Source organism: Vibrio sp. B172a, from assembly GCF_030248355.1.
Lineage (GTDB): Bacteria > Pseudomonadota > Gammaproteobacteria > Enterobacterales > Vibrionaceae > Vibrio > Vibrio owensii.
On the sequence record NZ_JAHGAC010000008.1, the window covers coordinates 140,404 to 162,550 of the forward strand.

Genomic DNA, 22,147 nt, shown 5'->3' on the forward strand with positions numbered 1-22,147 from the left:
CGAGACCGACTGTTATATACCGAGTTAACGCTAAGACAATTGGGGTCTATCTCGCCTCATTTCTTTCTAAGTACGAAAAACAGAATAAACATAGAGCCAATTGCTGAAGTCATCAGACCTATGGGTAACTCCTGACCTGGGATCAGCACTCGGCTCATTAAGTCACTGGCTGAGAGGAGCATCGCGCCAATAAAAGCACATAAAGGCAATAGATAACGATGACTCGGTCCGGAAAATGGTTTCGCAAGATGCGGCACGATGAGCCCAACAAAGCCAATCACGCCACTTAAAGAGACAAAGATGGCTGTAGAGAGTGCCGATAAAATAAACACGGTCACACGGAGGAATTTGACGCTTACACCCAGTGAATTACTGGTGTCCTCATCCACCAACATGGCATCGAGCGAACGCCAGCGCAGCATGGTAAACAGTGCAAGCACAATAACCCCAACAGAGGCAAACGGCAGATTTTCCCATTTTGCCAGCCCTAAGCCACCCATCGACCAAAAGAGAATATTACTCGCCGAACGTTGATCGCCGGTATAAATCAAATATCCAGTAATGGCACTGAACAGGAACGAAACCGCCAATCCAGATAAAATCAGGCGCTCAACTCCTTGAGACTTTTGTAGAAAGAACACCAGGATGACCGAAGCTGCGGATAAAGTTGCCCCAGCAAATGCTGCCACAGGTAAAGACCATTGACCTAACGCCAAATCGAAATGGCTGATAACCGCAACAACGCCAGCCGATGCTCCCGCGGAAAGCCCAAACAAAAATGGATCAGCCAAGTCGTTCTTAGTCACGGTCTGCAATAGCGCCCCCACCATAGCAAGCCCAGCACCAACTAAAATCGCGAGCAGAAATCTAGGAATTCGAATCTCACTCAAAATAACGTTGGTCATTGCAGGTAGCGAGGCGTGATCAAAGGTAAAAAACTGATAAACCGAGGAAAAGGGTATGTTTATTGTTCCGTAAGAGAGCGAAAGGAACAGTATGACCGATAGCAGCATCAGACTTGCCACGATAGCAAGCCAAAACTTTACATTCGAATTACTCATTAATCACGATACCAGCCTCGGGATGGAGCTTGGCTGCAATCTTCTTGATGGCAACCACATTGTTGGGACCTGGCGTCAGCTCACTGTACTTCAACCGCAAAAATTGACCATTTTTCACCGCATTCGTTTGGCGCATTAGAGGGTTGTCACTCAGGGCTTTTATCGAACTGTTGATCGCTGCATCATCTGAGCTGCCATAATCCACCAAAATGATCATATCGGGATTATGAATGGCGACTTTTTCCCATGGTGCGGTGCCCCAACTAAAGTTATCATTGCCCATCACGTTGACGCCACCAGCCGCTTTGATCAGCGCGTGAGGCATGGCAAAGCGCCCACTGGTAAAGGGCTGATCAATGCCTGAATCGTAAAGGAACACCTTCTTGATTGGATAACCTGCCACCTTTGCCTCTATTTCGTTGAGGTCTTTTTTCCAATTCTCGACTAAGCTTTGTGCTTTATCACTCTTATCGAAGACTTTGCCCAGCTTAAGGACATCGCCGTAAAGCAGCTCCATAGAAGCTTCTTGCTTCTTCTTAGTGATGTGAGCGCAGCTTTCGCTGAGTACCAGCGTCTTTACTCCAAAGTGAGCCAAGTTTTGTGGCGTTAGATCGGAGCCAAATTTAAGACCATAGTTCCAACCAGCAAACAGGAAGTCCGGATTCTTTTCTAGTAAAGGTTCTAGCGTTAAGTAACGCCCAGAGATTTCGGGAATATCACCTAAGTCTGCCTTGAACTGATCGGATACTTGATACCAACCTGTAATACCATTTACTGCCACCATGTTAGGTTGTAGCCCCAATGCGAACGCCATTTCCGTCATATTGAGATCTTGGAATACCGCTCGTTTTGGTGCTTGTTCAAACGTCAACACATCCCCACAGCTTTCAACACTGACTGGGTAATGTGGTTCCGTCAGTGCATTGGTGTTTGCGTAAACAGAGACAGATAAAAACAACGGCATCAAGCATATTTTTTTCACGGTAACTCCTTAATCTATTTCAAAAAAACGGATCGCTTTTCCTGTTGTAGGATGTAAGAAATGAAGGGTATTCAAATCAAAAGTATCTTTTATCCAGTGAGCGTTGAGCGTGTTTTCGACCGTATCGCACACCTGCATTTTGCCTCGATTAATGATCATCACTTGGTCGGCAAAGTATTCGGCAAGGTTTAAATCATGTAACACGGCAATCGTTGTAATCTGCTTATCCTTAACGATTTTGAGGAGCTCTATTCTCGCTTTAGGGTCTAAGTGATTCGTCGGCTCATCTAAAAGCAGCAACTTGGGTTCTTGCACCAACACTCGTGCTAAGTTGACGCGCTGAAACTCTCCGCCAGAAAGCTGCCCAACTTTTTGCTCTCTTAACGTCTCCAGTCCAAGCTCGGCGATCACGCGGGTAATGCATTCGTTGTCGTATTGGCGTGTGGAATAGTGAAAATGAGGAAATCGCCCCAGTGAAATATAATCAAGCACTCTCATTTGTGGGTCGACGGTATTATTCTGCCCCATAAATGCAATATATCTTGAACGCATTTTATGGTTATAACTCGAAAGTGGTTTACCAAGAAAACTCAATTCACCAGAGAATATATTCACCGTTCCCATAATGGTGCGAATAAAGGTCGATTTTCCGCACCCATTAGGACCAACAATCGCTAAGAACTCTTTCTCTTTTAGACTAAAGCTAATATCCCTAACTAACTCCGTTTTAATGCCCAGTGACAATCCCTTAATGGTTAACACTTCTTTCACATTAATAAGCCTTGCTAGTTAATATTTAGCCATTATCAAATAAAAAAATCCGTAGTCAATAAAAACAGAAAATAAAAAATATGTTTTTAATTATGATTTAGAAATATATTCATTTTACTTAGAAATAGAGCCCTATCCTTTATTCATGTGAAACGAATAGCAAAGTTAATTGAAAAACTACTATATCAAATAGCGAAATTTCCAATCGTGATAATAGATATGAAGTATAGAAAAGTAATTGACTGTAAAACGATAACACTCAGAGAGTTTTATGTGGAACATCATTACATAATATATCTCTCTGAAGCCAAAGGACTGGTGTCCATCAATGACAGTAAGATCGCCATTACTTCCCCAACTATCTTGATGATTCCTCAATACAGTCGAGTTTGGTGTGACTTACGTAGCGAGAGCCCGACACAGTGCATTGAGGTTCAAATACTGACTGTATCCAACCATACGATCGACTCTCTGATTGCTAAAGTTCCACAGCGGGCATTTGGTGCCAATAATATCTCTTACGCTATCAGTGACAACTTCGAGATAAAAGACAGATTCAAAATACTAAAAGAGGGGCATGACACCTTAAGTAACCACGCATTAAAGACATTACTGGTTGAAGAGTCCCTATTTTTTATATTTTTAACAATGAGTTACTACGAAATGGATATTGTTCGAATGTTCAAGTCCGATCATTACCAATCAAAGCGAGAAGTCATCACTCGGATGATAAGCCAAGATCCGACTCATAAGTGGCAAATTGAGGAGGTCGCCAGCAAGCTGTTCATCTCCTCTTCCACATTAAGAAGACACTTGAATAAAGAAGACGTCTCTTTCAGCCAGTTGCTGTTAGACGTAAGAATGGGCATTGCACTCAATATGCTGACGTTCACTTCCTACAATGTCAGTGAGATCAGCCATCGTTGTGGCTTTGGTAGTTCGGCTTACTTCTGTGATGCATTCAAACGAAAGTACAATCTAACGCCCTCAAAGTTCAGGCAATATTCTAGAGAAAACAACGGCTCATCACTGCTGACACTCAAGTACTAATCACCTTCTCATAGTCAAACAAACACAATCAAAACGCAGAATCCACAAAACCTAAAAAAAGCCCAATATTGGCGTTAATATTGGGCTTTCTATTATGTTTATAAGAACGGAAGCTTAGCCTTCCACTTTCGCTGGCTCGCCTTTGAACTTGTTTAGCACAGCAGTATGCAGACCATTCTGATATGCCACCGCAACGAGTACAATCACCACACCGATTGACTGCAATAGCGTCACCGACTCACCACTTGTAAATGGTGCAACAAGAACAGTAGTAATTGGGCTCAATAGCAATAGACCTGCAACAACGGTTGGGTCCAAGTTTACCGAACCAATTTGTACAAATACCCAAGCAACCGCATGACCAACAACACCTAAGATCACAATCCAGATCCAGTTGCTCATATTAATCGCATCACCAGCAATCGAACCATCAGCTGCTGATAGTGGCAGTTTGCCGTCGACAAGAACACCCGTGGTAATGTTGAAACCGTGCGTCGTCGCCATAACAATCGCAGCAGGGATAAGCTGAGCAAGGAATACCCACATCAGTGGCTGGAAGTAGCGACCGGCGTTCAGTGTGCCCGACTTACGGCTAGTGTAGAGGTATAGCGCGTAACAAATACCCGATTTAATACCCAGAATCGTACCCACTAGCGCAATTGGGTAGCCCCACATGGTGCTTGGACCTTCAGATGGACCACCTTCTAGAACGCCACCCGCTAGAACAATACCGAACAACATAATCGGTACAAGGAACCAGAAGCTTTTCTCCGGCTTAAACTTATCAAACGTCATGGCAAGCAATGGCATGATGATGATCTGTAGGTTAAGTAAGATAGATGAGATGCCCGCACCAATAAAGAAGATCGCAAAGTTCCAAGAGGTCATATCAAGACCAAGGAAAATACCGGCAACAATAGCGAGAGCAAAACCAGATTTATTAATTAAGCCTTTCTTTTTAATTTCGGCAACGGCAAATGGAATCAACACTAAGAAGCCAACAAGACAACGTAAGAAGGCGTTGGTTGCTGGTTCAAAGTTTGCTTCTTTTACCATGATTGCCGAGAACGCTAAGGCGAAAATACCAATCATAATAAACATATAAGCAAGTGGTTTGCTCATTTTTTTCTCTGGTCCAGATGTGGACGCGGTTCTAACTTCAGACATAAATAGCCCCAGAATGTAAATAAAAGTAATATTGGATTTTTTAATTAACGCACATTGTTATTTAGCAAAATAAAAATATGCATTAATAAGCCATACCAGTACTCAATGACTGGTATGGCTTAATTAATACAGAGTTAAATAATTTGCGTAGGGAAACGCTAGGGTAAATATCGTTTTTATATTAAAAGAAGATGGATACTATCTACGGTCAGGCAGCATGCCTTCTTTCAAAATAAAGCTAATAATTTCTTCTAAACCAACACCGTCATGTAAGTTCGCGAAAATAAATGGACGATCGCCACGCATCTTCTTCGCATCACGGTCCATAATATCGAGAGACGCGTGTACATATTCAGCAATGTCGATTTTATTAATGATCAATAGATCTGACTTGGTGATGCCCGGACCACCTTTACGTGGGATCTTGTCACCTGCAGACACATCAATAACGTAAATCGTTAGGTCAGACAGCTCTGGACTGAATGTCGCAGCCAAGTTATCACCACCAGATTCGATCATCACTAGCTCAAGGTCTGGATGACGCGATTGTAAGTCGTTCACCGCCGCTAGGTTCATCGAAGCGTCTTCACGGATAGCAGTATGTGGACAGCCGCCTGTTTCTACGCCAAGAATACGATCTGATGGCAGCGCGTCATGCTTGAGCAAGAAGTCCGCATCTTCACGGGTGTAAATATCGTTCGTTACAACCGCGATGTTGTAATGATCTTTAAGTGCTTTACACAATTTACGTAGCAGCGCTGTTTTACCAGAACCAACAGGACCGCCTACACCAACACGTAAACACTGTGTCATATTAATTTTCCTTTTGTTCTTTAAAGCAAATTAGCTTCGAAATAGTCTTGAATATTGCGTTTCATGTTTTGCACTTCCTAGCGCTAAGCCAGGAAGCGTTGGACCTAGCTCCCAATCCTCTAAACTGAGGGCAGATTCGACCGCTTCAACAAGCTTAGGTTGCAGTCGAATGCACAGACGCTGTGCTGCGGTATGCCCCAGCGGTAGTGCTTTACATGCCACCGCCAATTGGTTTTCTAACCATCCCCATGCAAAGCCAAGCAGGCTCTGTCGAACAGGAATATGGTTAAGCTGTGTAACCCAAGCAAACATGGTCACGTATCCAGGTTCTTGAAGCTGTTTTGCCCCTTCAACATGCAGCTGAGGGTGCATTTCAAGATTGGTCAGTAAGTCTATTAATGCTTGACCAAGACGAATGTCTTCTTCACATAACTCAGAGGTTTCGCGATTCGCTAACAGCCAATCGTTCCAAAACGTCACTTCTTGGCAATCACGATTCGCCCACGAGTGATACAAGCGCGCTAGCACAGGTAATTCACAACGCGATAAACCGTCATCAAGCACGCCTTCTAGCCATGCACCAAGCTCTTCTTCGTTTTTCACCCAACCAAGCTCAAAAGCGCTTTCTAGCCCTTGCGACCAAGCAAACGCACCAATAGGAAGTGCTGGGCTAATAAATTGCATCAAACCAAGTAGTGCTAGATCACCGACTTCACGATCAGAAGTATTAGTGTTCATGCTGATGCCCGTGGTGATGGTGACCATGAGAGTGATCATGAGATTGCTCACGACCAACATGCGCGTACGCACCGGATTCTGGGTCAAAAGGCGCTTGATGATGCGTCAATGTTGCACCAAGCAGCAGTGCCAATTCTTCAAGCACATGGTCCGGCGTCATTCGTACCCAACAACGTCCGTCTTCATCCTGACCAACCGCAAGCAACGTGTGGCGGTTGCCTAGGTGATAACAAAGGCGAGCGAGAGGAAGCGTGCCGTTGATGTAAGCCGTCGTGACGGGTTCGTTCGCTGCATGGACACGAATCACTTCACCCGTTTTCGCTTCTAGCAGGTCGCCATCACGTAATACTGGTCCACGATCGAGAAACAAACCGACATCATGTCCCTTTTCCGTCACTCCTTTCAGGCGTCCTCGGATACGCAGCTCATAAGGAAGAATAAGACTATCGAATACCTCACATTCCGTATTGGCATCTAATCGTTTTGTTAGTTCAAGCATTGCAAGCCCTTACTGTTAATTAGAACAAATGGTAGCGTTGAGCCAACGGAACTTCTGTTGCTGGTTCACACGTCAATAGAACGCCGTCTGCACTTACTTCATAAGTTTGTGGATCAACGGTCAGTTCAGGACACACGTCGTTGTGCTTCATGTCTTGTTTGGTCTTGTTACGAACGTCTTTACACGCAACAAGCGGGCTGTTCAGACCCAGCTTTTCTTCTAGACCTGTGTTCATCGCAGCTTGGCTAACAAACGTCATGCGCGTTGCTGACACTGCACGACCTAATGAGCCAAACATGTTGCGGTAGTGAACTGGCTGAGGCGTTGAGATCGCCGCGTTTGGATCGCCCATCGCAGCGCCTGCGATCATGCCACCTTTCAAGATGATGGATGGTTTAACGCCGAAGAATGCTGGTTTCCAAAGCACCAAGTCGGCGAATTTACCCACTTCAATCGAGCCCACTTCGTGTGCGATACCGTGAGTGATTGCTGGGTTAATGGTGTATTTCGCGATGTAGCGCTTCGCACGGAAGTTATCTGCGCCAAGATCTTGGTCTTCAGGAAGTAGACCGCGCTGTACTCGCATCTTGTTTGCTGTCTGCCAAGTACGACATACCACTTCACCCACACGTCCCATTGCTTGTGAGTCTGATGACATCATCGAGATCACGCCCATATCGTGAAGAATGTCTTCTGCGGCAATACTTTCGCGACGAATACGAGAGTCTGCAAACGCAACGTCTTCCGGGATATTTGGATCTAGGTGGTGACACTCCATCAACATATCCAAGTGCTCATCAACGGTATTGATGGTGTACGGACGCGTTGGGTTTGTGGAAGAAGGCAGTACATTTGGCAGTGCACACGCTGCAATGATGTCTGGAGCGTGACCACCACCCGCACCTTCCGTGTGGTAGGTATGGATACAACGATCTTTGAATGCAGCCAGCGTATCTTGTAGGAAGCCAGATTCGTTCAAGCTATCTGAGTGAAGCGCAACCTGAACGTCGTAGCGATCTGCAACATTCAAGGCGTTGTGAATACATGCAGCAGTCGCACCAAAGTCTTCGTGGATCTTCAGGCTCATCGCGCCTGCTTTTACTTGCAGCTCAAGCGCTTCAGGCGTACTTGCACTGCCTTTACCTAGTAGACCGATGTTCATTGGTAGATCATCGACCGCTTGCATCATCTTACCGATGTGCCAAGGACCCGATGTGCTGGTTGTCGCTAGACTGCCCGTTGCAGGACCCGTACCGCCACCAATCATGGTCGTTATACCGCTCATCAACGCTTCATCGATCTGTTGCGGACAGATAAAGTGGATGTGTGTATCGATACCACCTGCGGTTAGAATTTGGTTCTCACCTGCGATGATTTCAGTACCAGGACCAATGATGATATCAACGTTAGGCTGTACGTCTGGGTTACCTGCTTTACCAATGGCTGCGATACGACCTTGCTTAAGACCAACGTCAGCTTTAACGATGCCCCAGTAATCCATGATGATAACGTTAGTAATAACCGTATCCATCACTGCGTCATCACAACGCTGGCTCTGACCCATACCGTCACGAATAACTTTACCGCCACCAAATACGACTTCTTCACCGTAGTGCGTGTGGTCTTTTTCAATCTCAATCCATAGCTCTGTATCACCCAGACGGACTTTGTCGCCCGTTGTAGGACCGTACATGTCTACATACGCTTGTCTAGAAATCTTCATTACTGTTACCTTTACTTAGAATTGTTATCTAGTGAGCCCATCACGTCGCCACGGAAGCCGTAGACTTGACGTAAGCCAGCGAACGGAATCAGCTCCACTTCGCGGGTTTGACCTGGTTCGAATCGAATTGACATGCCAGCGGCGATCGCTAGGCGGTGACCGTAAGCAAGCTCTCGGTCAAAAGATAAAGCGCGATTCGCTTCAGCAAAGTGGTAGTGCGAGCCAACCTGAACAGGGCGGTCACCCGTATTAGAAACTTTCACTGGGATGGTTGTGCGGTCAGTACACAGCTCAATATCATCCGCTTTTAGTTGGTATTCACCTGCAAACATGGCGGTCTCCTTAAATAATCGGGTTATGCACAGTCACTAGCTTTGTGCCGTCAGGGAAAGTTGCTTCTACTTGTACTGTTTCAATCATTTCAGCAATGCCAGGCTGAACATCAGCACGAGTTAAGATTTCGCGACCAGCACTCATCATTTCTGCAACGGTGCGCCCTTCACGTGCACCTTCCATGATTGCGCAGCTGATCAGCGCAACAGATTCTGGGTAATTCAGTTTGATGCCTTTTTCTTTGCGTCTTTCAGCAAGCAGACCTGCAGTGAACAAAAGTAATTTGTCTTTATCTCTAGGTGTTAATTCCATCGTTTACTCCGTTTCATGATTTTCAATATAAAATCGCGTTATTAGGTGTTTAATAAGGCGTTATAATTCGAGTTTGATTAAGTCAGCCAGATTCTTGGTATCACTGGTTCCATGCCAATGAGCAGCGGACGCAATACTTCTCTCGCTTGTTGGAATAAGTCCCAAACTTCGTTCCTTTCGGTACCGAGATAGCGGATGACCAACACGCCACGTCGCTCACTCACCGCCCAACGGTCGGATGCTGGCATGTGCTCTCGAAGTGCTAAAATGGCTTGTTTTGGATCGTCTAGACCCACCGCCCACATATTGGCGTGAACCGTTGAACCACCTTGTCCCCACTTACCGGTAAAACGCGGATGAGTCGGGTCGACCGTTTGTCTTTCAAGCCACAGCGGTTTGCCATTTTGGTAGAGGTTAAATTGTTGAGTGATGCACCCACTTTCGAATGGCAGCTCACTGGCAGGTCGCCCTAGAACGGTAATTTCCCAGCCAAGACACTTGGCATTTGTACCCAAGTTGATCGTGCAAGTTTGGTCACCAATAGAACCATCAAAAGCAATCGACTCTTGAGGAAGCCACTCTAAAATGGCGTTATCCTCAACATCCAAGTTGGTGTGTTGTTTCCACGGCACCAAGTTGCGGTCGGCTTTGTACAGCTTGTTTGCGGCGGGGGTTGTCACTAGAGCGTGAGCGTCACTTTGTACACCAATGTTGAAGTTCAGCTCGTCACCACTCACCAAACCACCAGGCGGGTGCAGAATGTAGACATGGCAACAGCCATCTTTGCCCTCAGGATAGAAAGGTCTTTGGACAATCAGAGGTCCAAAGTGTCGTAGGGTATTTAATCGTGTGACACTGGAATTGCCTTCAGCATGAGCACCAAATTTTAATGTCAAAGACGCTAACCACTGACGATTGAGACCAAAACCTTGATCAACACGAGGTATATTGGTTTTGTCAGTCGTTGTCGTTTGGAAATCTGTCATATGAACATACCTTTCTACCTACCTTTAAATAAAAAATTAGGATTAAAATGCGTATTACCGTTTCATTGGTAACGAATGAAATAGGTCAAACTTCAACGAATAACGCTGAATAGGAATAGAAATTACGAGTAATAAATAACGCCTAGTGAAAAAAGATAGACTTAATAATTCTCTTCTTTAATTTCACCCATAGCGTCACTATTAATAAACTTACACAATTACATGAATTTCTATATCGATGCTGTAACGAATGGACACAATATACAGGAATCAAGCGAAGTCTAAATTAGACATTTTGCCCAAAAGATTACAATATAAATGTCAGCATCACTTCATTATTAATGGAATGTTTAAAACTATTTCCGCATTACTAAATAAAAAATATAAACAGTGAATTTACTCACAATTTCTATCATTGCTAAACGATGAGATAAGAGTGAATTACCGGAAACCGCCAAACTTAAACAATGGATTTTCTGAAGCGGCTTCTGAACTGCTGAGGTGTGGTAAGTTTATTTTTTTTAAACACAGTGCAGAAATAGGCGGAGCTCTTAAATCCACTCAGGTTGCTTATCTTCAATATGCTGAAGTTACTAAACTTCAGATACCGAATCGCGACATTGAGCCTCACCTCGTTGAGGATGCAAGAGAAAGACTTCTGCTCTGCTGATAATCCTCTCCTCAAGGTAGAAATGCTGGTAGCCATAGACAAAGCCGCCGCCTCAAGCGTCCAATGCTTCCTCGGTTCACGCATAAGCAGATTGGACAATCTCTCAGAAACCGACAGGTCACTTTTCATGTTTAAGACGATATTGATGTCTTTGTTTTCCAGATGTAGGTGAATCAGAAGTTCAACCACACTCTGTCTAAGCAGCGCTTTATTCAACCGCCCCATACAACGATGCCCATCAACGACCCGATTCATTAAAAAGACATCACAAAAATCTTTGTTATGAGCTTTTAAGAAATTTCCGCCATCACTCGAACGACACAACTTTCGATTTCTCTTATCAAAGATAAACTTGTTTAACTCATAAAGGTCTTGCTTAATAAAGCCAATATCAAAATCATTTAAGCTAATAAAGTCTAATTCAGACTGTTCAGTTAATTTTGATATATTAACGTGAACAAACGAGTTTTTTGGAATGATAATTAAGCTATTGTTAAACTCTTGAACGGGAGAGCCATTAATACTAATGTCTCCTTGATAACCTGAGACTCTGGCAAATATCGTCTTTTTAGTTCTGTAATTGTGTAGCCTAAAATTGCTGGCATTAATATTATGAAAAAACATTGCTATCAAATAATTAACATCTATATACTGTCAAGCATACTAGCAAGATAGTCGATTCTTTGTGCGACATGTATAGATAATCAATCCATAAATGAAGTTATATGACTTCAAATCTAAATCGATCCCCTACCCTTATAGAAAACTGGTCGCAGTAAAAGCAAGAAACTCGACTAGCATAACAAGTACTTCTTGGTGTTAGCCTCAGTTAGGCTTTTGACTACCCCTTCTTCTTCAAGCAGAGTGAGCGCTTTTTCAATAGGCAGTCTTAACAACCCTAGCTTTATCATTAACGTATCGACCGATACTGAAGTGTCGCCGATGGATGACAAGCACTGAACAATGCAATTTCTGGTCTTACGCTTTGACTCGTAGTTGCTGATAAACCGCCTCTTGACGGCGACCTTCTCTTGCTTGCTCTTACATTGATTACCTAAATCCATACGAAACCAATTTAAGTCTTCCAATAACACGTTATATGGGTCGCCCAAGTTATCAATGACAACGAACTGATCATCCGTTGAGTTGATCACGGTATAATCCACACCCTCCGATATTCTTGTCTCGCTCGGTGTTTTAATACTCGAGTAAAAGCGAATGGTGTCACCAAGCAAGCTATCACTCTCTTTCTCCAACTTGCCCGTAGCGACAGCCAAACCAACATCAATCAACTTATAGAATTCACGCACGATTTTGTGTTTTGGCTGATAGGCACAGTCCAAGTTCAGCTCGCAGGTTGCACAGTGATAATGACATTTACATTGGATGTAGGATTGGTTGTCACCATCATAGACCCAGTTATTGCGATAATCGATGTAATACATACTGCCCAGAGCCGTGTGGGTCACATTCACCTTGTTACTTTTTACCAACCGACTCATGGTGGTGACGAGCGTCTCTTGGTTATAAACACCCTTGATATAGAGGTTTTGAGAGAGCTCTTTTAGGCTCACCTTCTGCTCAGAGTTAAATAAATAACCAATGATTTGGTTCTCTAAAGCATCAAGGGCGTCGTTTTCTTTTTCCTCGAATTCTTTTTTGAATTTTCGGACTAAGATTTTCAGTTTATCTTTAGCTAGACGTATCACCTGAGCCTTGGAGATATCATGTGTTGGTTCTAGCAAGGAATAGAGCTCAAACCCCGCGCCTTCAAACTGTAGGGTGCGACATAAGCCTTGCCTTAACGTTCTAATTTCTTTCTTTTTTCTCCCATCCACAGCATGAACACGCAAGATAAAGTGATGAATCTCTTTTGCAAAAAATACCAATTTCATAATCGTCATTTAAAAATAAAAACCTGAAGAGCTCGCTAATTAGCGTTGGAAAAGTCGGCGAGGTTAAATACGCCAGAAACAAGGAGATAAAACGACCACAATGGTGAGGATTTCTAAGCGTCCCATCAGCATTCCGAGGCTCAAAATCCACTTCGCAGCGTCTGGCAGTGTCGAGAAATTGCCAGTTGGACCAATAATAGAACCGAGACCAGGACCGACATTCGCCACCGAAGTAATGGCACCGGACAAGCTAGTGATAGGGTCTAAGCCTATGATTGCCAATAACATTGCGATAAAAATAATGGTTAATGCATAAACAAAAGCGAATGCCGTTACACCTTGCACAATACTGTCTGACAAACGCGCTTTGTTGTAACGCAAGGTAAAGACGCCAGAAGGGTGTACCAACTGGAAAACCTGCTTTTTAAGGAGTGAGGTCGCTATCTGAATTCGGAAGATTTTGAAGCCCCCTGACGTTGAGCCAGAGCACGCACCCATCAACAGAACGAAGCAAAACAAAATGGTTGGTAAACTCCCCCAACTGGAGAAATCGTCCAATGCAAAACCCGTGGTAGTCATCACCGTAACGATATTAAAGGTCGCAATACGAATCGCGTCGATAAACGGATAATCGAGCTTCAATGCCAACCAGCAAGCAACAACCAAACTCAGCGCAACCACCAACTTAAAATAGGCTCTGATTTGCGCGTCTTTCACTAAGCAAGAGAGATTCTTTTGGTTGATTGCTGCCACAAATTGAATGAATGGCATACCACCCGCAAACATAAAGATGATTGCCACCCAATGAGCCATTGGCGAGAAGCCGTTCATGGAGGCATCGGTCGTTGAATATCCTCCGGTAGATACGGTGGTCAGTGAGTGGTTTATCGCATCAAATACAGTCATGCCAGATAGCAAGTAGCTCATCACACAAAGAAAAGTCAGCAGCAGATAAACAGACAGAATACTCTTAGCAACGCTCTTCATTCGCGGTGCACTTTTTGTTGACCAATCAGAGGATTCGGTTTGGAAGAGTCGCATCCCACCAACATTGATCATGGGTAGAATAGCGATAGCCATCACGATGAACCCTACGCCACCAAACCACTGAAGCAGCGAACGCCAAAGCAATATGCTGGGTGCCATGTCATCAAGACCAGCAAGAACCGTAGACCCAGTCGTGGTGATACCAGACATGGTTTCAAAATAAGCGTTAGTGAAGCTGATTTCATTGATGAATACAAAGGGAAGTGACGCAAACGCGCTGCCTAGAACCCAGACTAGCGTGGTGATCAAAAACGCATCTTTTACTTTGAGAACGAGTGACGTTTTCCCACCAATCGCCACGCACACTAATCCCCCGATATGGGTAATGATTGCTGATAAACCAAAATCTAACGCTCCTTGAGTCCCTGTCACTACAGCCATCAAAAATGGGATATACATAAACAATGCGAGTTTAGATAACAGGAATCCCAAAACGAGAAACACTGGTTTATAGCTAATCATTAAAAATCAGTTCATTTATTCTTACCAAAAACTTTATTATTTATTCAATTTTCCCAATCAAATTCAATGGATATATAAGGTTTAATCAATGACAGATACAATATGAGCAAAAATATAAATAATGATATTTATTAAGAAGAAACATCAAAACACAATAGGCAGATCGCGCAATGACTTATTCTTGTACTTTCGTTACATTGAGATAAACAACTGATTAAAAACAATCTGACTTAATACTTATAACTTTATGTTTCTGCCTAAAAATCTCCCTCTATTACCGAGTTATTCGATGTCGAGTAACTGCTATATAAACACAGACTTTTCATCCCCCTTAAGCAATTGCAGTGAAAAGATTCAAATTACATCATGTTTAACAACGGTTTATGTCAAGTTATCCAAAACCACCACTGATTTATATCTCTCGAAGTTTTGTTTGCCATTAAGCTCCATCATGAGCAATGGACTCATCAATTCACTCGACATTCTGCTCAAGAAAAATGACGATACTCTATCTTCCATGGATAAAGATTTACTAACCCATGCCATCTACTTTTTTAGGTCTCAGTTCTCAAATTAACGCTGATCCACCATATAACCATCGCCATTAGACATTGTTTTCTTTGGAGTTTTTTCTGAATTCCTGAGGCGTCACACCATACTTTTTCTTAAAGATCGTACAAAAGTACGCCGAGCTATTGAAACCACTGAGTTCACTGATTTTTAAAACATTGTATGACGTGAACGTTAAGTAGTTGATGGAGATACCTAACCTTACATCATTGAGAATGTGCGAGAAGGCTCCCCCTTCCTTAGAGAGGTTTCTCCGTAACGTAGAAGGGCTGGTAAACATACAACTCGCCGCCAAGTCTAACGTCCACTTCTTCGTTGGTTCAGACATAAACAGCTTGGCTAAACGAGAAGACAACGATATGTGATAATCACTGTTAAACAATATGCTGACATCCACACCTTTTTTATACAGCAGTAATACCAAGTGAAAGATACTCTGCTTCAATGCGATATTTTTAATGCTTTTCAGCTTTTGGCAATTATTAAGTTGTCTATTTGAGTAAAAGATTTCACACAGTTCTTTACTCTTATACAGAATAAATGACTCATTCTTGTTTTTGTTTAAGATGAGGTCATTAAGCTTTTCGAGCTTCACCTTCATCTTTTTGATGTCAGTCTTGTTGAGAGTCACTACCTCAAATGAGCTTTCATCCCCCTGCCTAAGCAGATCGCACTCAACCATCGCCCCTTCCGGGATAACCAATAAGCTATTGTTAAACAATGACACTTCGTTTCCATTGATGGCGATGAACCCTTGGTAGTTAGATATCCGAACGAGTAAGCTCCTTTTCGAACGGTAGGGCTTCAGTGTGACTTTCTTTGATTGAACTTGATGGAAAAACATATGCGAATAACCTGCTGCTTTTTTCTGAGAGTATCACTCCTCCCACTGAAAGCATCATGAGCCATAATCAATGAGATATTTTCAAAACAATATGATGGAATTTCTACATTTCGTATTTATTGGTGTATTTTCTGGTAAAGAAACGCAGTTAACATGATAAGAGGCTGTTTATTATAGAAAACAGACAGAAAATCCTGCCATTATTATTTAACACCTCATAATAACAACCATTTAATTATTCGCTCATTCGATATAACACAACTAGGTTGGTACACTATCTGGGTTTCTATTTATATTTTTAATATCATCTGAGATATACCACTATTTTCGAAGGAATTATGGAGCGAATTATTCGATTTTTTACTTTCGGTCTTTGGGGAACGAAAGAAGAGCGACACCTTTCAAGAAAGATCAATCATTCTTACACATCATTAAAAGTCGTTGGCAGGGGGACCGTGTTTATATCTGCCAAAGAGGTTCATCAAGACCTAATGACGAACAATATTTATGAAAGAGCTCGGTTACTCGTTGAGGAGAAATAGTTGTTTTTGTTGCTAATCTTACCAATCTTGGTAAGTGGTTTTTTGGTTTGTCATATCCATCCGTTCTATCGATACAAGGTGCACCGTTATGAAGGACAGTACCTGTACTTAAAAAGCGCAAACTTAGGCATGATGTGTTTGTTTATCGCCTTAGGCTTAGTCTTGATCATTAATCGCTACGCGTATTTTTTCGCAGCCATCACACATGTAGCTCCGATAAAATGGTTACCTGATGCATTGTTGGCACAGACGCCTTATGAGTTTACATCGAACCTACTCTATGAACTTGATGCCTTTACCAATCAAGAGGTTATCAATCTCACCTGGGTGACCATGATTACGTTTTCGATGTTGCTCGTACCTGTATTTTGGTCTCTGCTCGCCTACATCAAATATTGCATTCGCTACATGACGTTTAGCCCAAAAGAGCGACTGAATGCGAGAGTCTTTTCCGACAGCTCGCTGGATGACTTTCTCTTTAAATCAGCGTTAGAAAAAGGGGACAAAATGGTCATGCTGACCCTGTCGGATAGAAGGTTATATGTGGGGAAAGTACTCAGCCTAGGCGAGCCCAACGAAGCAGAAGGACTCAACCAAGAGATATCGATAAAGCCGGTAATGAGTGGGTATCGAGACAAGGGTACGCTAGAAGTTCATTTTACTAAACACTACGCCAATAGTGATGCCAATGCCGTCACCATCATCAAGCAAGATCTGATCTCCTCAGCTTGCGCTTTTAGCTTTGCAACCTATGAGAAATTGCATCGAAAAAGCTAGAACTTGTGAAAGCGTATCATCCTACCCACGGTTGATACGCTTATCATACTTCTACGCTGGCTTAACGTTTAAAAGAAATTGCTCTAGAGAACCGATTCCCGCCAGTTCAAAAATCTGATTAAGCACGTTCTGATGGTAATTGTGCATATCAAGGATTTCCTCAATCACCTCTCGCTCCATGCTACCCAGAAAAATGCCCGCTAATATCGCGTCAAACCAGCGGAAAGTACACCGAGCGACGACGTTTTTTACGTTAAGTTCATTTGCCCTAATCGTGATATCCAGCAGCAGTTGGTACTTATAAAAATACAGCTCACTGCCATATTCCTCCGTAATAGGGAACGCCTCCGCTTCCTCGCCAAATATCAACAAGCGATCTTCTATCATTTCTTGATGCTTGGTTTGCACATTGCGTCTGAAATTACTGACTTCCACACCCAACCATGAACCGACCAGCAAGATGTAACTGTCCATACCTTGAAGGCTCTCAAGTACTTCCTGCTGTTTTTCATAGATGACCTTTCTCACCGCTGGCACTTTAGCCTTCGGGCATAAACCACGCCAAGCAAGGTCCAATAAAGTCACAAGTTCATTCGGATCTTCGTTATCCGAGTAATAAAAGGTAGAGCGGTTGATGAAGCGATCTGCCAAACGTTGATGTTTATCCCTGTAGAGATGAATCAGACAGGCATCCGTCGTTTTACAATAAGCTTCACAAGGTATAGAAACATAGTGTGATTGGACACGGTTGACTTGATAGTGCGTGTTCTCGCACGAGTGTCCCAAAATGCGTTTTAAGAGGCCCATAAATCTCCTAAAGACCTACAAGAGGTTGATACCCTTAACAAACAAACTTAATGGTGACTCTGCACCCTAGCACGCTCATTTTTTATTTGGGTCTCATACCGGAAGTTGACGGTTTTTCACTGTAACTTGCTTGAGAATCTAAAGGAGAGGAGCCCTGCGCCGTAACTCATTCAAGAGAAGAAGTACGTCAGATCAAAAAAGCCAGTCTCGCAGGACTGGCTTTTGTTTTGTGGAACGAGGCAGGTTACTTAATAAAAGAAATACAGCCCTGCAGAATCACTAGGTTGACGATGTCGATAAAGAACGCGCCAACAATAGGCACCACCATAAAGGCTTGTGGTGATGGACCGAAGCGGTTAACGATAGAGCCCATGTTCATTACTGCGGTTGGGGTTGCGCCCAGACCAAAGCCACAGTGACCACTTGCGATGACAGCTGCATCGTAGTTGCTGCCCATCACGCGGAATGTCACGTAGTAAGCAAAAACCGCTAGAATCACCGATTGCACCGCCAAAATGATGAGGAACGGGATTGCTAAGTCGAAGATGTTCCACAGTTTTAGGCTCATTAGCGCCATCGCTAGGAACAGAGACAACGAAACCGTACCGAGAATATCGACCGTTTCAACATCCACTTTGCGTACTTTGGTCACTTCCATGATGTTGGTGATCACCACACCGATAAACAGCGCGTAAACGAAGTCTGGAATCATCAGCCATTTGATACCAAAGCTGCTCACCCAGCCTTCTAAGTAATCGGCACCAGTAACACACAATAGAATGATCGATAAACTCTCGACCACTTTCTTCGCGGTTACGCGGTCTTCTTCGTGCTCGTTGTAGGTCACCAATTCAGGAAAACGTTCGTGAGTTTGGTTGGTGCGTCCGTATTCAGATTCAAGGTTACGTTTATCAATCAATCGCTGCGCTACTGGGCTGCCGATGATGCCACCAATCACCAATCCAAAGGTAGCGGATGCCATTGCCACTTCTAGTACGTTGTGTAAGCCGTACATGTCTTGGAAGGTTTGCGACCATGCTGCGCCTGTACCGTGACCGCCAGACAGCGTAATCGAGCCTGCAATCAAGCCCATTAGCGGGTCTAAGCCGAGTGCGGTTGCCAAAGATACACCGACCGCGTTTTGGATAAGAATGTACACCGATGCCACAGCTAAGAAGATAAACACCTTAGCGCCACCTTTAATCAACTGGGTGTAGTTCGCTGCTAAGCCAACGGTAGCGAAGAACATCAACATGAAAGTGTTTTGCAGCGGTAAATCGAAAACTAAATCCACGCCATTGAAGTGCATCGCGGTGATCGCACATGCGACAATCAAACCACCCACAATTGGCTCGGGAATATTGAATTTCTTTAAGATCGGTAATTTAGCGTTAACGAATTGTCCCAAGAACAACACACAAATAGCGACGAGAAACGACTCTTGTGGACCGACAGAAATGACCTGATTCATAAAACCTCTTTGCCTCCTTTTTCTCATCCTTTGAGTAACAACTCGCAGGTTGAGCGGTATTTAGGCAGGTCAGAGTGCCTACTGAACGTGTGGTTTTCTAGGGTCCAAACCCACTAAATTCTCATTAAATAAGAAAGCAACAACTCGGATATTCACCCAATTCTCACTCAGTGAAAAAACACACTTTTTCACCAAGTTTTGTGGCGCAATTTTCTCGTTTTTTTGGCTCTTCTCAACTTATGAGAAGTGAACAATTTTTTACCAGTTTTTGAAGGCAAAAACGTATGCGATTGCGTGCAAATTTTGCGTGAAACTCTGGTGCAAACTTTGTCTAATTTTCATCGACAAAAGTGATTGAGAAAACAACGCAAGAAGATTGGCGCTTTCTATCCCATCGCTAAGGTGTTATACATATATATAACACCAACTCAGCCAAGGAAACCAATCATGACGCATTGGCATGATCGCCAACCGATTTTCCGTCAGTTGGCTGACCAGATCACCCAGCAAATATTGCAAGGCATCTGGCAAGAGGGCGAAGCTTTGCCTTCGGTACGCAGTGTCTCTACGGACATGAAGATCAACCACCTGACGGTCATGAAAGGCTATCAGTTATTGGTTGATGAAGGATTGGTTGAGAAGAAACGTGGGCAAGGCATGTTTGTCGCCCAAGGTGCAAAAAAACAGCTGCTTGCTGATGAAAAAGCCCGTTTCCTTGAACAACAAATTCCGCAGATCGCCGACACACTACAACGTCTGGATATGTCACTTGATGAATTTATCCAACAAATCCAAACACATATTGAAGGTGACCAATGAGCGCATTAGTCAGTGTAAAACACGCCTCCAAGCAATATCGTCAGCAGGGTGAAGCGCTGCATGACGTGAGCTTTGATCTACAAGCAGGCCAAGTGCTTGGCTTGTTAGGTCATAACGGTGCGGGTAAATCGACTCTCATTAACGCCCTACTCGGTGCACACGAATATCAGGGCACCATTCGCATCAACGGCTTTGAGCCAATCATGCAACGCGACAAAATCATGCAGAGCTTGTCTTACATCTCGGATGTGAACGTTCTGCCAAACTGGATGACCGTTGCTCAGCTGCTCGATTACACCGAGGGCGTACACCCAGGTTTCAATCGCAGCAAAGCCGATGCCATGCTTCGTCAAACCGACATCAAGCCGCGCGCACGTATCAAATCCCTATCGAAAGGCATGAAGGTGCAATTGCACTTGGCTGTCGTCATCGCGACCAATACGCAGATTCTGATTCTGGACGAGCCGACGCTTGGTTTGGATTTGGTTTATCGCGATACCTTCTACCGTCATTTACTGGAATGGTTCCACGATGGCGAGCGTGTGCTGATCATAGCGAGCCATGAAGTATCGGAAATCGAACACCTACTGACGGACGTGCTGATCCTTAAACACGGTCGACCGGTCCTGCAAACCTCAATGGACAGCATCAGCGAAGATTACTTCATTCTTGATGCCAGTGATGAGCATCGCGCACAAATCGAAGCGCTGAAACCACTGTCATCACAAAAAGGCTTGGGCACAACTAAATGGTTGCTGTCGTCTCAATACGCAGAGCAAATAGCTGGGCTGGGTGATGTGTATGGCGTCAAGCTTGCGGATCTGTTCTTGGCATTGCAGAAGGAGGCAGCATAATGAAATCAATTGTCGCGATGTTGCGTAAAGAATGGCTAGAGAACCCATTGGTTACGCGCGTGCCATTATTTATGTTTGCCTGTGGCGTGCTGCTGTTTGTCAGCTTAATGAGTAGCTCGACACTGCAACACAATATGTTCTTCCAAATGAGCCTTGGTGGTGATGTCAGTGACATCCACAAAGAACTCGGCGATGACGTCAACATGCTGATCACCGGCGGCATTGGTTTGTTGTCTATCCTGCTTTGCACTCAATACTTCCCGAGAACGCTGCGTAAAGAGCGCTCAGAGGGCAGTATCATGTTTTGGCGCAGTATGCCTGTCAGTGACGTGAAAACCCATCTGGTGAAGCTGACGTTTGGTTTATTGGTGATTCCATTGGTGTGTTCGGTATTGGTTTTCGCTGCCGACTTTATGCTGTGGATGTTGAATGTTTCAACCGACCACCAGCTGGCGTTATTGTATCGCCAGGCATCATTGGGCTTCGTGCTGCTGAACTGGATTGAATTCTTGCTTCGAATGGTGGTGGCTGGGGTGTTGTTATTGCCGCTCGCACTAACCGCAATGGCAATCTCGCAGAAAGTGAACTCACCACTATTGGTGATCTTGATTGGTATTTACGCGCTACGTTGGATGCCAATTGCGATGTTCAACTTCTATGGTCTGGATGATTTCTTCTCAGCAATTTTCTATCTACCACTGCACGCGATTCTTGCGCCAAACCCGTTCAGCGCGATTCCAGATGCAGGTTGGATGAACGTTGGGATTTACGCTTTCATCGGTGTGCTTGCTTGGACGGCTAGCATCAAGTTCAGCCGCACCGTGAACTAACAAGCACAAGCGAAACCACACAAAAAGCGAGGTACTGTCCTCGCTTTTTTCATTTTCAGCACCATCTATCTTCACTCTGTTTGCTTCAACGCAAAAATAATCAGCCTATAGCGATAGCGCTTCT

Annotated in this window: 22 protein-coding genes; 5 read left to right on the plus strand and 17 right to left on the minus strand. The window is 43.9% G+C overall.

Going from position 1 to position 22,147, the window contains the following annotated elements; genetic code table 11:
- Positions 1 to 56 precede the first annotated feature (56 nt).
- The 3 genes from KIT90_RS10535 to KIT90_RS10545 are packed head-to-tail and all read right to left on the minus strand — an operon-like array spanning position 57 to position 2,814.
- Complete coding sequence (locus KIT90_RS10535; RefSeq protein WP_026000287.1) at positions 57 to 1,061, minus strand: iron ABC transporter permease; 1,005 nt, start codon at positions 1,059 to 1,061, stop codon at positions 57 to 59.
- The gene (locus KIT90_RS10540) at positions 1,054 to 2,043 is read right to left on the minus strand and encodes an ABC transporter substrate-binding protein (RefSeq protein WP_285376586.1); all 990 of its coding nucleotides are present in this window, start codon (positions 2,041 to 2,043) and stop codon (positions 1,054 to 1,056) included. The genes KIT90_RS10535 and KIT90_RS10540 overlap by 8 nt, the downstream gene beginning before the upstream one ends.
- Positions 2,044 to 2,052: 9 nt before the next feature.
- Complete coding sequence (locus KIT90_RS10545; RefSeq protein WP_017189773.1) at positions 2,053 to 2,814, minus strand: ABC transporter ATP-binding protein; 762 nt, start codon at positions 2,812 to 2,814, stop codon at positions 2,053 to 2,055.
- A gap of 273 nt (positions 2,815 to 3,087) precedes the next feature.
- Here KIT90_RS10545 and KIT90_RS10550 point away from each other — a divergent pair, with 273 nt between their 5' ends.
- Positions 3,088 to 3,864, plus strand: coding sequence for a helix-turn-helix transcriptional regulator (locus KIT90_RS10550; RefSeq protein ID WP_228286518.1), 777 nt, complete (start codon positions 3,088 to 3,090; stop codon positions 3,862 to 3,864).
- Between the two features lie 114 nt (positions 3,865 to 3,978).
- On the opposite strand, the gene KIT90_RS10555 is transcribed toward KIT90_RS10550, so the two are convergent.
- The 12 genes from KIT90_RS10555 to KIT90_RS10610 form a co-directional block, all read right to left on the minus strand.
- On the minus strand, positions 3,979 to 5,031 hold the full coding sequence (locus KIT90_RS10555; protein ID WP_010453618.1) for a DMT family transporter: 1,053 nt from the start codon (positions 5,029 to 5,031) through the stop codon (positions 3,979 to 3,981).
- Positions 5,032 to 5,229: 198 nt separating this feature from the next.
- Positions 5,230 to 5,844 carry an urease accessory protein UreG gene (ureG, locus tag KIT90_RS10560; protein WP_009696564.1) on the minus strand — a complete coding sequence of 205 codons (615 nt, stop codon included), beginning with the start codon at positions 5,842 to 5,844 and terminating at the stop codon, positions 5,230 to 5,232.
- Between the two features lie 30 nt (positions 5,845 to 5,874).
- Positions 5,875 to 6,621: an urease accessory protein UreF gene (locus KIT90_RS10565; protein ID WP_226982136.1), complete on the minus strand. Its 747-nt coding sequence runs from the start codon at positions 6,619 to 6,621 to the stop codon at positions 5,875 to 5,877.
- On the minus strand, positions 6,572 to 7,081 hold the full coding sequence (gene ureE / locus KIT90_RS10570; protein ID WP_009696562.1) for an urease accessory protein UreE: 510 nt from the start codon (positions 7,079 to 7,081) through the stop codon (positions 6,572 to 6,574). The genes KIT90_RS10565 and ureE overlap by 50 nt, the downstream gene beginning before the upstream one ends.
- A gap of 19 nt (positions 7,082 to 7,100) precedes the next feature.
- Positions 7,101 to 8,804 carry an urease subunit alpha gene (gene ureC, locus KIT90_RS10575; RefSeq protein WP_285376591.1) on the minus strand — a complete coding sequence of 568 codons (1,704 nt, stop codon included), beginning with the start codon at positions 8,802 to 8,804 and terminating at the stop codon, positions 7,101 to 7,103.
- Positions 8,805 to 8,815: 11 nt separating this feature from the next.
- Positions 8,816 to 9,136 (minus strand): urease subunit beta, encoded by a 321-nt coding sequence (locus tag KIT90_RS10580; protein ID WP_009696560.1) that lies wholly within the window; start codon positions 9,134 to 9,136, stop codon positions 8,816 to 8,818.
- Positions 9,137 to 9,146: 10 nt separating this feature from the next.
- Positions 9,147 to 9,449 (minus strand): urease subunit gamma, encoded by a 303-nt coding sequence (gene ureA / locus KIT90_RS10585; protein ID WP_009696559.1) that lies wholly within the window; start codon positions 9,447 to 9,449, stop codon positions 9,147 to 9,149.
- A 77-nt stretch (positions 9,450 to 9,526) separates the two neighbouring features.
- Positions 9,527 to 10,435 (minus strand): urease accessory protein UreD, encoded by a 909-nt coding sequence (locus KIT90_RS10590; protein ID WP_285376594.1) that lies wholly within the window; start codon positions 10,433 to 10,435, stop codon positions 9,527 to 9,529.
- Positions 10,436 to 10,895: 460 nt separating this feature from the next.
- The gene (locus KIT90_RS10595; protein WP_053052529.1) at positions 10,896 to 11,729 is read right to left on the minus strand and encodes a helix-turn-helix transcriptional regulator; all 834 of its coding nucleotides are present in this window, start codon (positions 11,727 to 11,729) and stop codon (positions 10,896 to 10,898) included.
- Positions 11,730 to 11,899: 170 nt separating this feature from the next.
- Complete coding sequence (locus KIT90_RS10600; RefSeq protein WP_285376595.1) at positions 11,900 to 13,000, minus strand: hypothetical protein; 1,101 nt, start codon at positions 12,998 to 13,000, stop codon at positions 11,900 to 11,902.
- A 63-nt stretch (positions 13,001 to 13,063) separates the two neighbouring features.
- Positions 13,064 to 14,509, minus strand: coding sequence for a TrkH family potassium uptake protein (locus KIT90_RS10605; protein ID WP_285376597.1), 1,446 nt, complete (start codon positions 14,507 to 14,509; stop codon positions 13,064 to 13,066).
- 604 nt (positions 14,510 to 15,113) lie between these two features.
- Positions 15,114 to 15,806, minus strand: a complete 693-nt coding sequence (locus tag KIT90_RS10610) for an AraC family transcriptional regulator (RefSeq protein WP_226982138.1) — start codon at positions 15,804 to 15,806, stop codon at positions 15,114 to 15,116.
- Positions 15,807 to 16,465: 659 nt separating this feature from the next.
- Between KIT90_RS10610 and KIT90_RS10615 the strand changes: the two genes are divergently transcribed.
- Complete coding sequence (locus KIT90_RS10615) at positions 16,466 to 17,242, plus strand: hypothetical protein (protein WP_285376598.1); 777 nt, start codon at positions 16,466 to 16,468, stop codon at positions 17,240 to 17,242.
- A gap of 51 nt (positions 17,243 to 17,293) precedes the next feature.
- On the opposite strand, the gene KIT90_RS10620 is transcribed toward KIT90_RS10615, so the two are convergent.
- The gene (locus KIT90_RS10620; RefSeq protein ID WP_285376608.1) at positions 17,294 to 18,049 is read right to left on the minus strand and encodes a hypothetical protein; all 756 of its coding nucleotides are present in this window, start codon (positions 18,047 to 18,049) and stop codon (positions 17,294 to 17,296) included.
- A gap of 244 nt (positions 18,050 to 18,293) precedes the next feature.
- Positions 18,294 to 19,520: a sodium/glutamate symporter gene (gene gltS, locus KIT90_RS10625; RefSeq protein WP_005428834.1), complete on the minus strand. Its 1,227-nt coding sequence runs from the start codon at positions 19,518 to 19,520 to the stop codon at positions 18,294 to 18,296.
- 447 nt (positions 19,521 to 19,967) lie between these two features.
- Between gltS and KIT90_RS10630 the strand changes: the two genes are divergently transcribed.
- The 3 genes from KIT90_RS10630 to KIT90_RS10640 are packed head-to-tail and all read left to right on the plus strand — an operon-like array spanning position 19,968 to position 22,023.
- Positions 19,968 to 20,339 (plus strand): GntR family transcriptional regulator, encoded by a 372-nt coding sequence (locus tag KIT90_RS10630; RefSeq protein WP_050902345.1) that lies wholly within the window; start codon positions 19,968 to 19,970, stop codon positions 20,337 to 20,339.
- Entirely contained in the window at positions 20,336 to 21,193 is an 858-nt protein-coding gene (locus KIT90_RS10635) for an ABC transporter ATP-binding protein (protein ID WP_285376610.1), read from the plus strand. The genes KIT90_RS10630 and KIT90_RS10635 overlap by 4 nt, the downstream gene beginning before the upstream one ends.
- Positions 21,193 to 22,023 (plus strand): hypothetical protein, encoded by an 831-nt coding sequence (locus KIT90_RS10640; protein ID WP_285376612.1) that lies wholly within the window; start codon positions 21,193 to 21,195, stop codon positions 22,021 to 22,023. The genes KIT90_RS10635 and KIT90_RS10640 overlap by 1 nt, the downstream gene beginning before the upstream one ends.
- Positions 22,024 to 22,147: the final 124 nt, after the last annotated feature.

Coding starts and splice junctions, on each gene's coding strand:
- KIT90_RS10535 (WP_026000287.1), bottom strand. CDS start 1,061: ATGAGTAATTCGAATGTAAAGTTTTGGCTTGCTATCGTGGCAAGTCTG.
- KIT90_RS10555 (WP_010453618.1), bottom strand. CDS start 5,031: ATGTCTGAAGTTAGAACCGCGTCCACATCTGGACCAGAGAAAAAAATG.
- ureG (WP_009696564.1), bottom strand. CDS start 5,844: ATGACACAGTGTTTACGTGTTGGTGTAGGCGGTCCTGTTGGTTCTGGT.
- KIT90_RS10565 (WP_226982136.1), bottom strand. CDS start 6,621: ATGATCACTCTCATGGTCACCATCACCACGGGCATCAGCATGAACACT.
- ureE (WP_009696562.1), bottom strand. CDS start 7,081: ATGCTTGAACTAACAAAACGATTAGATGCCAATACGGAATGTGAGGTA.
- ureC (WP_285376591.1), bottom strand. CDS start 8,804: ATGAAGATTTCTAGACAAGCGTATGTAGACATGTACGGTCCTACAACG.
- KIT90_RS10580 (WP_009696560.1), bottom strand. CDS start 9,136: ATGTTTGCAGGTGAATACCAACTAAAAGCGGATGATATTGAGCTGTGT.
- ureA (WP_009696559.1), bottom strand. CDS start 9,449: ATGGAATTAACACCTAGAGATAAAGACAAATTACTTTTGTTCACTGCA.
- KIT90_RS10590 (WP_285376594.1), bottom strand. CDS start 10,435: ATGACAGATTTCCAAACGACAACGACTGACAAAACCAATATACCTCGT.
- KIT90_RS10595 (WP_053052529.1), bottom strand. CDS start 11,729: ATGTTTTTTCATAATATTAATGCCAGCAATTTTAGGCTACACAATTAC.
- KIT90_RS10600 (WP_285376595.1), bottom strand. CDS start 13,000: ATGAAATTGGTATTTTTTGCAAAAGAGATTCATCACTTTATCTTGCGT.
- KIT90_RS10605 (WP_285376597.1), bottom strand. CDS start 14,509: ATGATTAGCTATAAACCAGTGTTTCTCGTTTTGGGATTCCTGTTATCT.
- KIT90_RS10620 (WP_285376608.1), bottom strand. CDS start 18,049: ATGGGCCTCTTAAAACGCATTTTGGGACACTCGTGCGAGAACACGCAC.
- gltS (WP_005428834.1), bottom strand. CDS start 19,520: ATGAATCAGGTCATTTCTGTCGGTCCACAAGAGTCGTTTCTCGTCGCT.
- KIT90_RS10630 (WP_050902345.1), top strand. CDS start 19,968: ATGACGCATTGGCATGATCGCCAACCGATTTTCCGTCAGTTGGCTGAC.
- KIT90_RS10635 (WP_285376610.1), top strand. CDS start 20,336: ATGAGCGCATTAGTCAGTGTAAAACACGCCTCCAAGCAATATCGTCAG.
- KIT90_RS10640 (WP_285376612.1), top strand. CDS start 21,193: ATGAAATCAATTGTCGCGATGTTGCGTAAAGAATGGCTAGAGAACCCA.